The 12,477-nt window shown below is 54.5% G+C and carries 12 protein-coding genes; 9 read left to right on the forward strand and 3 right to left on the reverse strand.

The window, feature by feature from the left end; genetic code table 11:
- The 9 genes from murC (at position 1) to mutT (ending at position 10,866) form a co-directional block, all read left to right on the forward strand.
- Entirely contained in the window at positions 1-1,479 is a 1,479-nt protein-coding gene (murC, locus tag NIM72_RS15365; protein WP_161731622.1) for a UDP-N-acetylmuramate--L-alanine ligase, read from the forward strand.
- Positions 1,469-2,389 carry a D-alanine--D-alanine ligase gene (locus NIM72_RS15370; RefSeq protein WP_253421077.1) on the forward strand — a complete coding sequence of 307 codons (921 nt, stop codon included), beginning with the start codon at positions 1,469-1,471 and terminating at the stop codon, positions 2,387-2,389. Before murC ends, NIM72_RS15370 begins: the two co-directional genes overlap by 11 nt.
- Before the next feature lies 1 nt (position 2,390).
- Positions 2,391-3,230 (forward strand): cell division protein FtsQ, encoded by an 840-nt coding sequence (ftsQ, locus tag NIM72_RS15375; RefSeq protein ID WP_161731618.1) that lies wholly within the window; start codon positions 2,391-2,393, stop codon positions 3,228-3,230.
- On the forward strand, positions 3,227-4,483 hold the full coding sequence (gene ftsA / locus NIM72_RS15380; RefSeq protein WP_010253890.1) for a cell division protein FtsA: 1,257 nt from the start codon (positions 3,227-3,229) through the stop codon (positions 4,481-4,483). Before ftsQ ends, ftsA begins: the two co-directional genes overlap by 4 nt.
- A gap of 71 nt (positions 4,484-4,554) precedes the next feature.
- A complete protein-coding gene (gene ftsZ, locus NIM72_RS15385) occupies positions 4,555-5,709 on the forward strand; it encodes a cell division protein FtsZ (protein ID WP_003854738.1) in 1,155 nt (384 codons plus the stop codon).
- A gap of 101 nt (positions 5,710-5,810) precedes the next feature.
- Positions 5,811-6,728: a UDP-3-O-acyl-N-acetylglucosamine deacetylase gene (gene lpxC / locus NIM72_RS15390; RefSeq protein WP_031376704.1), complete on the forward strand. Its 918-nt coding sequence runs from the start codon at positions 5,811-5,813 to the stop codon at positions 6,726-6,728.
- Positions 6,729-7,029: 301 nt separating this feature from the next.
- Positions 7,030-7,536: a secA translation cis-regulator SecM gene (secM, locus tag NIM72_RS15395; protein ID WP_371876306.1), complete on the forward strand. Its 507-nt coding sequence runs from the start codon at positions 7,030-7,032 to the stop codon at positions 7,534-7,536.
- Between the two features lie 74 nt (positions 7,537-7,610).
- Positions 7,611-10,316, forward strand: a complete 2,706-nt coding sequence (gene secA / locus NIM72_RS15400; protein ID WP_161731614.1) for a preprotein translocase subunit SecA — start codon at positions 7,611-7,613, stop codon at positions 10,314-10,316.
- A gap of 154 nt (positions 10,317-10,470) precedes the next feature.
- Positions 10,471-10,866, forward strand: coding sequence for an 8-oxo-dGTP diphosphatase MutT (gene mutT / locus NIM72_RS15405; RefSeq protein ID WP_161731611.1), 396 nt, complete (start codon positions 10,471-10,473; stop codon positions 10,864-10,866).
- Positions 10,867-10,893: 27 nt separating this feature from the next.
- On the opposite strand, the gene yacG is transcribed toward mutT, so the two are convergent.
- Genes yacG through coaE form a run of 3 tightly spaced genes read right to left on the reverse strand, consistent with a single transcriptional unit; the run spans position 10,894 to position 12,456 of the window.
- Entirely contained in the window at positions 10,894-11,091 is a 198-nt protein-coding gene (gene yacG / locus NIM72_RS15410; RefSeq protein ID WP_161731609.1) for a DNA gyrase inhibitor YacG, read from the reverse strand.
- A gap of 8 nt (positions 11,092-11,099) precedes the next feature.
- The gene (gene zapD / locus NIM72_RS15415; RefSeq protein WP_161731607.1) at positions 11,100-11,843 is read right to left on the reverse strand and encodes a cell division protein ZapD; all 744 of its coding nucleotides are present in this window, start codon (positions 11,841-11,843) and stop codon (positions 11,100-11,102) included.
- A gap of 4 nt (positions 11,844-11,847) precedes the next feature.
- Entirely contained in the window at positions 11,848-12,456 is a 609-nt protein-coding gene (coaE, locus tag NIM72_RS15420; RefSeq protein ID WP_253421079.1) for a dephospho-CoA kinase, read from the reverse strand.
- Between the last annotated feature and the right edge of the window lie 21 nt (positions 12,457-12,477).

Genomic DNA, 12,477 nt, shown 5'->3' on the forward strand with positions numbered 1-12,477 from the left:
ATGAATACACAACAATTGGCAAAACTGCGTTCTATCGTGCCTGAGATGCGTCGCGTCCGGCACATCCACTTTGTCGGCATCGGTGGTGCTGGCATGGGCGGTATTGCCGAAGTGTTAGCAAATGAAGGCTACCATATCAGCGGTTCAGATCTGGCCCCTAACCCGGTGACACAGAACCTGATTGCGCTGGGGGCCACCATTTATTTTAACCATCGCCCCGAAAATGTGACCGATGCCAGCGTCGTAGTCGTCTCCAGCGCCGTATCGCAGGATAATCCGGAACTGGTGGCAGCACGTGAGCAGCGTATCCCGGTGATCCGTCGCGCGGAGATGCTGGCTGAACTGATGCGTTTCCGTCACGGCATCGCCGTTGCGGGTACGCATGGCAAAACGACCACCACGGCGATGGTGTCGAGTATTTATGCGGAAGCGGGTCTTGATCCAACCTTCGTTAACGGCGGTCTGGTTAAAGCAGCGGGTACTCATGCGCGTCTGGGTCACAGCCGCTATCTGATTGCCGAAGCAGATGAGAGCGATGCGTCATTCCTGCATCTGCAGCCGATGGTGGCGATTGTGACCAACATCGAAGCTGACCATATGGACACCTATCAGGGCGATTTTGAGAACCTGAAGCAGACGTTTATTAACTTCCTGCATAACCTGCCGTTTTACGGTCGTGCGGTGATGTGTGTGGACGATGCGGTCATCCGTGATCTGATACCGCGTGTGGGACGTCATATCACCACGTACGGTTTCAGTGACGATGCTGACCTGCGCATTGAAAATTATGAGCAGAGTGGCGCGCAGGGGCATTTCACTCTGATCCGTCAGGACAAGGCGCCGCTGCAGATTACGCTGAACGCGCCGGGTCGCCATAACGCCCTGAACGCGGCGGCAGCGGTCGCCGTCGCCACTGAAGAGGGCATTGAAGACAATGCCATACTGGCTGCGCTGGAGAGCTTCCAGGGTACGGGGCGTCGCTTTGATCTGCTGGGTGAATTCCCGACAGAGCCGGTCAATGGACAGCCGGGCAGCGCGATGCTGGTAGATGATTACGGTCATCATCCCACCGAAGTGGACGCGACGATTAAAGCCGCGCGCGCAGGCTGGCCGGATAAAAAACTGGTGATGGTGTTTCAGCCGCACCGTTACAGCCGCACCCGCGATCTGTTTGATGATTTCGCCAACGTGCTGTCGCATGTCGATGTGTTGCTGATGCTGGATGTGTACTCCGCCGGTGAAACCGCGATTCCGGGTGCCGACAGCCGTTCGCTGTGCCGTGCCATTCGTAACCGGGGCAAGGTTGATCCGATTCTGGTGCCGGAACATGACGCGCTGCCGGAGATGCTGGCACCGCTGCTGTCAGGCAATGACCTGATTCTGGTACAGGGCGCCGGTAACGTCGGCAAGGTTGCCCGCAAGCTGGCGGAGACTAAGCTTCAGCCGGAACGTAAAGCGGAGGATCGTCATGGCGGATAAAGTTGCCGTATTAATGGGCGGCACCTCAGCAGAGCGTGAGGTTTCGCTGAACTCGGGTCAGGCCGTCGTCGCCGGACTGCGTGAAATGGGCATCGATGCGCATGGCATTGATACCCGCGATGTGTCGGTGCTGACGCTGAAAGAGCAGGGCTTTACCAAAGCCTTTATCGCGCTGCATGGCCGGGGCGGAGAAGATGGCACGATGCAGGCGGTACTGGAGTTTCTGCAACTGCCTTACACCGGCAGCGACGTAATGGCATCGGCTGTGACCATGGATAAGCTGCGCACCAAACTGCTGTGGCAGGGTCGCGGATTGCCGTCAGGAAAATTTGTCTGGCTGACGCGGCAGCAGTTCGATGCCGGGCTGGATGCCGAGAGCAACGCGGCGATTACAGCGCTGGGTCTGCCACTGTTTGTTAAGCCAGCCTGTGAAGGCTCCAGCGTGGGTATCAGCCGGGTTAACGAGCTGAGCGCGCTGTCTGCCGCACTGGAAATGGCGTTTAAGTACGACAATGACGTACTGGTCGAGGCGTTTCTCAGCGGCGCGGAGTATACCGTCGCGATTGTGGGCGATCATATTCTGCCCTCAATTGAAATAAAGAGCGCCAGTGAGTTCTATGACTATGAAGCTAAATACATTTCTGACGATACTCAGTACGTCTGTCCGGCCGGGTTAAGCGCTGAACGTGAAGCTGAATTACAGCAGCTGGTGCTGGCGGCCTGGCGTGCACTGGGCTGTCGTGGCTGGGGACGGGTTGATGTGATGACGGATGGGGCAGGGAATTTCCAGCTACTGGAAGCCAATACCTCGCCGGGCATGACCAGTCACAGTCTGGTTCCTATGGCAGCGAAACAGGCGGGCATGAGTTTCCCGCAGCTGGTTGCCCATATTCTGGAGCTGGCCGACTGATATGTCACAGGCGGCGATGAGAGTTCGAAACCGTGAACCGCAGGAGCGTATTCGCACCGGGCGCAGTAACGGAGCCCGACTGTTCGGCATTGTTTTTCTGCTGATCGTTATCGGGATTATGGTTGCTGGCGGGCTGGTAGTGTTGAAGTGGATGAACGATGCGTCCCGGCTGCCGCTTTCAAAGCTGGTGGTAACAGGACAGACGCACTACACGACTCACGACGATATCCGTCAGGCGATTCTATCGCTGGGTCCGCCTGGCACGTTTATGTCTCAGGATGTGGATATCCTGCAGCAGCAGATTGAGCGACTGCCGTGGATTAAGCAGGTCAGCGTACGTAAGCAGTGGCCAGACGAACTGAAAATCCATCTGGTGGAGTATACGCCAGTGGCGCGCTGGAACGATTTGCATATGGTGGATGCTGAAGGTGTCTCCTTCAGCGTACCCGCCAGTCATGCCGGCAAAGAGACAATGCCGATGTTGTATGGGCCTGAAGGGAGTGAGAAAGAGGTCCTGGCGGGCTATCACAGCATGGATGATGTGCTGAAAGCCCGGAAGTTTACTCTGAAGGTGGCGTCGATGACGGCCCGTCGTTCATGGCAGCTGGTTACCAGTGATGATGTACGCATCGAACTGGGGCGCAGCGACACTATGAAACGACTGAATCGCTTTATTGAGCTCTACCCGGTGCTGCAACAGCAAGGTCAGAACGAGAGCAAACGTATCAGCTACGTGGATTTGCGATACGACTCTGGCGCTTCTGTTGGCTGGACACCGGTCGTGATGGAGCCACAGGACAGTAATCAGCAACAGAACCAGGCACAGGCTAAACAACAATGATCAAGGCAACGGACAGAAAACTGGTAGTTGGACTCGAAATCGGCACTGCAAAGGTTGCCGCCCTGGTTGGGGAAGTTCTGCCCGATGGTATGGTCAACATTATTGGGGTGGGCAGTTGCCCTTCCCGCGGTATGGATAAAGGTGGCGTAAACGACCTTGAGTCGGTGGTGAAATGCGTTCAGCGCGCCATCGATCAGGCTGAGCTGATGGCAGATTGCCAGATCTCCTCCGTCTACCTTGCTTTATCGGGCAAACATATCAGTTGTCAGAACGAAATCGGGATGGTTCCGATTTCGGAAGAGGAAGTGACTCAGGATGATGTAGAGAACGTTGTACATACTGCCAAATCGGTAAGAGTACGTGACGAGCACCGCATCCTGCACGTGATTCCTCAGGAATACGCAATTGATTATCAGGAAGGGATTAAGAATCCGGTCGGACTGTCCGGCGTGCGCATGCAGGCAAAAGTGCACCTGATCACCTGCCACAACGATATGGCGAAGAACATCGTTAAAGCCGTTGAGCGTTGCGGACTGAAAGTGGATCAGCTGATTTTTGCCGGCCTCGCCTCCAGTTTTGCGGTTCTGACTGAAGACGAACGTGAGCTGGGCGTCTGTGTTGTCGATATTGGTGGCGGTACAATGGACATAGCCGTATATACCGGCGGCGCTTTACGGCACACTAAGGTGATTCCGTATGCAGGCAACGTTGTCACCAGCGATATCGCGTATGCGTTTGGTACACCACCAACGGATGCTGAGGCGATTAAAGTGCGCCATGGTTGCGCGCTGGGCTCGATTGTCGGCAAAGATGAGAACGTTGAAGTGCCGAGCGTAGGCGGACGTCCACCGCGCAGCCTGCAACGTCAGACGCTGGCGGAGGTGATTGAGCCGCGTTATACCGAACTTTTGAATCTGGTCAATGACGAGATTCTGCAGTTACAGGAACAACTGCGTCAGCAGGGCGTGAAACATCATCTGGCCGCAGGCATTGTCCTGACCGGTGGTGCAGCGCAAATCGAAGGACTGGCGGCCTGTGCGCAACGCGTATTCCATACGCAGGTGCGTATCGGACAGCCGCTGAATATTACCGGCCTGACTGACTATGCGCAGGAATCGTACTACTCCACCGCCGTGGGACTGTTGCATTACGGCAAAGAGTCGCACATGAACGGTGATGCAGAGACCGAAAAACGGGTTTCAGTAGGTAACTGGTTCAAGCGTATTAACAGTTGGTTAAAAAAAGAGTTTTAATTTTTGTGAAAGGGGATCATGCTGTTTTCTTTAGTGATCTCCAGGCGACAGGCACATAACGGAGAGAAATCATGTTTGAACCTATGGAATTAACCAACGACGCGGTGATTAAAGTCATCGGCGTCGGTGGCGGCGGCGGTAACGCCGTAGAGCACATGGTACGCGAACGTATCGAAGGTGTGGAATTCTTTGCTGTGAATACCGACGCGCAAGCGCTGCGTAAAACAGCTGTCGGCCAGACCATCCAGATCGGTAATAACATTACCAAAGGTCTGGGTGCGGGTGCGAACCCGGAAGTGGGCCGTAACTCTGCAGAAGAAGATCGCGAAGCACTGCGGGCTGCGCTGGAAGGGGCAGACATGGTCTTCATCGCAGCAGGCATGGGCGGCGGTACCGGTACCGGTGCAGCGCCTGTGGTCGCTGAAGTGGCCAAGGATCTCGGTATCCTGACGGTGGCGGTTGTCACCAAGCCATTCAACTTCGAAGGCAAGAAACGCATGGCGTTTGCCGAGCAGGGGATCGCTGAACTCTCCAAGCATGTCGATTCACTGATCACCATTCCAAACGACAAGCTGCTGAAAGTGCTGGGTCGTGGCATTTCCCTGCTGGATGCGTTTGGCGCGGCCAATGACGTGCTGAAAGGCGCAGTACAGGGTATCGCCGAACTGATCACCCGTCCGGGCCTGATGAACGTCGACTTTGCTGACGTGCGTACAGTGATGTCCGAAATGGGCTATGCAATGATGGGTTCAGGCGTGGCGTGCGGTGAAGATCGTGCGGAAGAAGCGGCTGAAATGGCGATCTCCAGCCCGCTGCTGGAAGATATCGACCTGTCAGGTGCCCGTGGCGTGCTGGTCAACATTACTGCGGGCTTCGACCTGCGTCTGGATGAGTTCGAAACCGTGGGTAACACTATCCGCGCCTTCGCTTCTGACAACGCGACCGTGGTAATCGGTACGTCGCTGGATCCGGAAATGAACGATGAACTGCGCGTTACCGTGGTGGCAACCGGTATCGGTATGGACAAGCGTCCGGAAATCACCCTGGTGACGAACAAGCCAGCCAGTCAGCCTGTGATGGATCATCGCTATCAGCAGCACGGTATGTCACCGCTGCCGCAGGAGCAGAAGCCTGCTGCCAAAGTCGTTAACGACCAGGCTGCGCAGTCGAATAAAGAGCCAGACTATCTTGATATTCCGGCCTTTTTACGTAAGCAGGCCGACTAGGATTAACCCTATAATTGGGATTCTCCGCTCTTTGTGCTAAAGTGTCTGTCCGCTGGTAAAGTATACTGGCGGTCGGAAAGGTGATACTGCGAGATAATGCGATGATCAAACAAAGGACATTAAAACGTATTGTTCAGGCGACTGGTGTCGGTTTACATACCGGCAAAAAAGTCACACTGACATTACGCCCTGCGTCGGCTAATACCGGGGTCATCTATCGTCGCACCGACTTGAATCCACCGGTAGATTTTCCGGCTGATGCAAAATACGTGCGCGACACCATGCTGAGTACCTGCCTGGTGAACGATGAAGGCGTGCGTATTTCAACGGTTGAACACCTTAATGCCGCCCTGGCGGGTCTGGGTATTGACAACATTATTGTTGAAGTCGATGCGCCAGAAATCCCGATCATGGATGGCAGCGCAGCACCGTTTATCTATCTGCTGATGGATGCGGGCATCGAGCAGCTCAACAGCGCGAAGAAATTTGTGCGTGTTAAGCAGACCGTGCGTGTGGAAGAGGGTGACAAATGGGCTGAGATCAAACCGTATAACGGTTTCTCACTCGATTTCACCATCGACTTCAAACACCCGGCTATCGATTCCAGCTCACAGCGCTATGCGATGAACTTCTCTGCTGACGCCTTTGTTCGTCAAATCAGCCGGGCGCGTACATTTGGCTTTATGCGTGAAATCGAATATCTGCAGTCTAAAGGCCTGTGCCTGGGCGGTAGCTTAGATTGTGCGATAGGTCTGGATGATTTCCGCGTACTGAATGAAGAAGGTCTGCGTTTTGAAGACGAGTTTGTCCGTCACAAAATGCTGGACGCGATTGGCGACTTGTTTATGTGTGGTCACAACATCATTGGCGCATTCACTGCGTTCAAATCGGGCCACGCGCTGAACAACAAGCTGCTGCAAGCAGTTCTGGCTAAGCAGGAAGCCTGGGAATGGGCAACCTTCGAAGACGAAGCTGAACTGCCGCTGGCATTCAAAGCACCGAATCTGGTTCTGGCTTAACTACCCCAGAACGTGAAACGGCTGGTTATGCTGACACCCTCTCCGGTCAGCGGCACCAGCCGTTTTTATATTGCCTTCCATAACACACCTGATAACGGCGACCTCGCCCGCAAAGCGTTGTCTGTTCTGCTGAATTGCTGAACAATCACACGCGTTTTCTCTCGCCGCCTCTTTAATCCCAGGTGTGGATGCCCCACATTAATGTTACTATCTGTGGCGCTTTTACAGGCCGAAATCCGTTGCGGCTCGCGGCGGGTACCAGAAAACAAGAGCGCAACAGAGCATGCGCGATGGAAAGGTTGTGATCGGGATTCTTCTGCGCTGGCGACAATTAGGTAGACGCTACTTCTGGCCCCATCTCCTGTTAGGGATGGTAGCGGCCAGCTTTGGCCTGCCAGCCTGTGCGCAAAGCTCCGAACTCAACGCCTCGTCTGAATCGCCGGCCAGCAGTCTCTTTCTGGGCAATGCTACCCGCTTTGATCATTTAATCCGGCTTCAGGAAGCGTCCCGGCGACCGAGCTTCAGCGTGGATTACTGGCATCAGCACGCCATCCGCACCGTTATCCGTCACCTCTCTTTCACGCTGGCACCTCAGGTGCAGGCGGAGCAACAGCAATTACCGCTGGCGGCACAAAAGCTGGCGCTGATTGACTCACTGCATAATTTACTGACATCACATTCTGCGCTGCACACTGCACCGCAGCAGATATCTGCCCCCCCTCTTTTCATGGCCGCTACCCGCTCATGGGTAGAATGGCATGCCAGTGTGCATGGCATTCGCGCCGGACCCGCCCGATTGTTCTGCTAATATTTTTGGTTTTATTCACTCTGTTTAGATTTCGCAGTCCGGAATGCGCCGGCTGAATTGAGAATATATTTACTATGTTAAGCAAAATATTGACCAAGGTTTTTGGTAGCAGTAACGATCGTACGCTGCGCCGTATGCGCAAAGTGGTGGACGTCATCAATAAGATGGAGCCCGATTTTGAGAAGCTCTCTGACGATGAACTGAAAGCGAAAACCGACGAGTTCCGCGAGCGCCTGAAAAAAGGTGAATCGCTGGAAAGCCTGATCCCTGAAGCGTTCGCGACCGTGCGTGAAGCGAGTAAACGTGTGTTCGGTATGCGTCACTTCGACGTGCAGCTGATCGGCGGCATGGTGCTGAACGACCGCTGCATCGCTGAGATGCGTACCGGTGAAGGTAAAACCCTGACCGCAACGCTGCCAGCCTATCTGAATGCGCTCTCTGGCAAAGGCGTTCATGTGGTGACCGTCAACGACTATCTGGCACAGCGTGATGCGGAAAACAACCGTCCACTGTTTGAGTTCCTGGGGTTAAGCATCGGTATCAACATGTCGGGCCTGCCAGCGGTGGCGAAGCGTGAAGCTTACGCTGCTGATATTACCTACGGCACCAACAACGAATATGGCTTTGATTACCTGCGCGACAACATGGCTTTCAGCCCGGAAGAGCGCGTGCAGCGTAAACTGCACTATGCGCTGGTGGATGAGGTCGACTCCATCCTGATCGATGAAGCGCGTACGCCGCTGATTATCTCCGGTCCGGCAGAAGACAGTTCTGAGCTTTATACCAAAGTGAACAAAATCATCCCTCATCTGGTACGCCAGGATAAAGAAGATACCGAAACCCATCAGGGTGAAGGCGACTTCTGGGTTGATGAGAAAGCGCGTCAGGCTCATATGTCTGAGCGTGGTCTGGTGAAAGTGGAGGAGCTGCTGGTCAGCCAGGGCATCATGGAAGCAGGCGAGTCTCTCTACTCACCGACCAACATCATGCTGATGCACCACGTCACTGCGGCGCTGCGTGCGCACGCACTCTTTACCCGCGATGTTGATTACATCGTGAAAGATGGCGAAGTGGTGATTGTTGATGAGCACACCGGCCGTACCATGCAGGGCCGTCGCTGGTCCGATGGTCTGCATCAGGCGATTGAAGCGAAAGAAGGCGTTGAGATTCAGAACGAGAACCAGACGCTGGCCTCTATCACCTTCCAGAACTACTTCCGTATTTACGAGAAGCTGGCCGGTATGACCGGTACTGCCGATACTGAAGCGTTTGAATTCAGCTCTATTTACAAGCTCGACACCATTGTGGTGCCGACTAACCGTCCGATGGTGCGTAAAGATCTGGCCGACCTGGTCTACATGACCGAGAAAGAGAAGATCGATGCCATTATCGAAGATATCCGTGAGCGTACTGCCAACGGTCAGCCAGTGCTGGTGGGAACCATCTCGATTGAAAAATCAGAAGTGGTTTCTAACGAACTGACCCGTGCCGGTATCAAACATAACGTCCTGAACGCCAAATTCCACGCCCGCGAAGCGGATATCGTGGCGCAGGCCGGTCAGCCGGGTGCGGTCACTATTGCCACCAACATGGCCGGACGTGGTACGGATATTATGCTGGGCGGTAGCTGGCATGCCGAGGTGGCTGAACTGGAAGAGCCAACTGAAGCGCAAATCGAAGAGATCAAAGCGGCATGGCAGATTCGTCATGATGCGGTGCTGGCGTCAGGTGGTTTGCACATTGTCGGTACTGAGCGTCACGAATCACGTCGTATCGATAATCAGCTGCGCGGTCGTGCCGGCCGTCAGGGTGATGCCGGTTCTTCGCGTTTCTACCTGTCGATGGAAGATGCGCTGATGCGTATTTTCGCCTCAGACCGCGTCTCCAACATGATGCGTAAACTGGGCATGAAGCCAGGCGAAGCGATTGAGCATCCATGGGTCACCAAAGCGATTGCCAATGCACAGCGCAAAGTTGAAAGCCGTAACTTCGATATTCGTAAGCAACTGCTGGAATATGATGATGTGGCGAATGACCAGCGTCGCGCGATCTACAGTCAGCGTAATGAGCTGCTGGATGTGTCTGATGTTAGCGAAACCATTAACAGCATTCGTCACGATGTTTACAAAGTGACGATTGATACCTACATTCCGCCACAGTCGCTGGAAGAAATGTGGGACGTGCCAGGCCTGGAAGAGCGTCTGCGTGCTGACTTCGATCTGAACCTGCCGATTGCAGAGTGGCTGGATAAAGAGCCTGACCTGCACGAAGAAGTGCTGCGTGAGCGCATCATGACCCACGCCACGGAAAGCTACGCTGAGAAAGAGCAGATCGTTGGCGCAGAGATGATGCGCAACTTCGAAAAAGGCGTGATGCTGCAGACGCTGGATTCATTGTGGAAAGAGCATCTGGCTGCGATGGACTACCTGCGTCAGGGTATTCATCTGCGCGGCTATGCGCAGAAAGATCCTAAGCAGGAGTACAAGCGTGAATCCTTCGCCATGTTTGCTGCGATGCTTGAATCACTGAAATATGAAGTGATCAGTACGCTGAGCAAAGTGCAGGTGCGTATGCCAGAAGAAGTTGAAGCGATGGAGCAACAGCGTCGTGAGGAAGCTGAACGTCTGGCGCAGCAACAGCAGCTAAGCCATGTAGAAGAAGATCTGCTGGCAGCCGAGCCTGTGGCGGAGCAGAGTGGTGAACGCAAAGTCGGCCGCAACGACCCCTGCCCATGTGGTTCCGGCAAAAAGTACAAACAGTGCCATGGCCGTATTGCCTGAGACTGAATGCTGATGAAAAAGGAGCCAATGGCTCCTTTTTTTATGCGCTCTGCTAACGTAATCTCTGTGCCAGCGCTGAGCTAAAGCGGTTAACTTCCGCTCCGGCATGCTCTAGAATCAGCCTTCATTCACCTATGACGACCGGATAGTTTCCATGAAGCACCTGCAGGTTGCAGTTGGCATCATTCGCAATGCCAATAAACAGATTTTCCTTGCCCAGCGCGCGGCAAGCTCTTACATGGCGAACAAGTGGGAGTTTCCTGGCGGTAAGATTGAAGCGGGCGAAAGCGCCGAACAGGGACTGATCAGGGAGCTACACGAAGAGACCGGGATTGACGTCACTGAGGCGCGCCCGATTGGTCATGCAGACCACAGCTATGACGATCTGCGCGTAACGCTGCATTTCTTTCTGGTTGAAGGGTGGAACGGCGAGCCGTGGGGCAAAGAGGGTCAGCCACAGCGTTGGGTTGATCAGCATGCGCTGGTGGCGGAGGAGTTTCCACCCGCGAATCACCAGCTGATTGCGCGACTGGTCGCGGGCGAACTCTGACTGAATGGGGCAGTGCGCCCCATCTTATCAACGATCTTCTTCACTCCAGTTGTCACTGTCGTTCATGTCGTTGCTGCTGGGAATGCGTTTTTCTTCTGCGGCCCATTCCCCTAAATCGATGAGCTGGCAGCGCTTACTGCAAAAAGGGCGCCACGGGCTGAGCTCATCCCAGATCACATCTTTGCCGCACTGCGGACAGGAAACGGTCATCACTTCTTGCTGCATTTTTACCTCTAACAACAGGCCAGTTGAAAATTAAGGCGGGCCGGAACTTCACCACGCTCACTATCAAGCGGCATAAAACGAATGGCGTAGCGGCTTTTATGTCCGGACACCTGTGGATAGAGCGCATCCTCCAGCGACAACTGCAGTCGCAGCAGATCGGCGCCTTCGGCATTATCCTGATAAAAACCATTAAGGCTGGTCTGCACATGAAACGCGCCAGACTGGCGGATCAGATCCAGTATCATCGCCAGCGCATGATGCAGTGGCTCCAGCGTCAACATCCAGGCTTCGACCTGCGCATCGCGTGCTTCCTGCGGCAGATGGAGCCAGATGTGCAGGCCCGGCAAATCAAAGCTGCAGCATCCACCGGGGATGCTCAGACGCTGCCGCACCAGGGCAATCAGACGATCCTCGCGGAGTTGCTGGCCCATACGTGGGGCATTCATCAACTGCGTTGACTGAATTTTGATCTTATCGCGCAGGGCATCCACCAGCGTCATATCGACGCCGGGCACGTCAGCCCACGCCCGTAATTTTTGCTGCTGGCGCTCAAGCTCTTTCAACAGTTCTGTCCGCATATCGCCGCGCTCAAAAATATCGAGCAGCTCGCTAATCAGGCGAAAAAAGGTCAGCGCATTAACGGTTTTATCCAGTGGTGTCGTTTCATCTAACTGATTAATCAAAAACTCAACCCGTAACCAGGTTCGCATTTTTTCATTCAGTGGGTGTTCAAACAGAACGGGTGTGCTCATGGTATTAATCCTGTTTCGTTGCCGCCAGCCTGAGATAGCGCTGATGGAGTTCGGCAACCTGTGGCAAGGCGTCGTCGGGCTTGCCACTGTTATCAATAATGTCATCGGCACAGGCGAGGCGCTGCTGGCGCGTGGCCTGTGCGGCAAGAATACGTTTCGCCTGTTCGACGGAAAGATGGTCACGTTGCTGGGTACGCGCTAACTGCGTTGCCTCATCAACATCGACTACCAGCACCCGATCAGCCTGGTGCTGTAACTGATTTTCCACCAGTAATGGCACCACCCAGAGCACATAAGGTGAGGTGGCCTGGGCGATCAGTTCTCGTGTCCGGGCGTTAATCAGCGGATGGAGCAGCGCGTTTAACCAGCTTTTCTCTTCCGGCTGCTGAAAAATAATGTCGCGAAGCTGTTTACGATCAAGCATTCCCTGATCCGTCACGATTGACGCGCCATAGCGTGCCTGAAGAGCCTGCAAAGCGGGCGTGCCAGGTTCAACAACTTCTCGGGCGATCAGGTCAGCGTCAATAATTTCCACACCAGACGCGGCGAATGCCTGGGCAATCGTACTCTTTCCACTGCCGATTCCCCCTGTAAGCGCGACGATATAGGGCATGTTTCTCACTTGACTTCATAT

Source organism: Pantoea sp. B550, from assembly GCF_024158165.1.
GTDB classification, from domain to species: domain Bacteria; phylum Pseudomonadota; class Gammaproteobacteria; order Enterobacterales; family Enterobacteriaceae; genus Pantoea; species Pantoea alfalfae.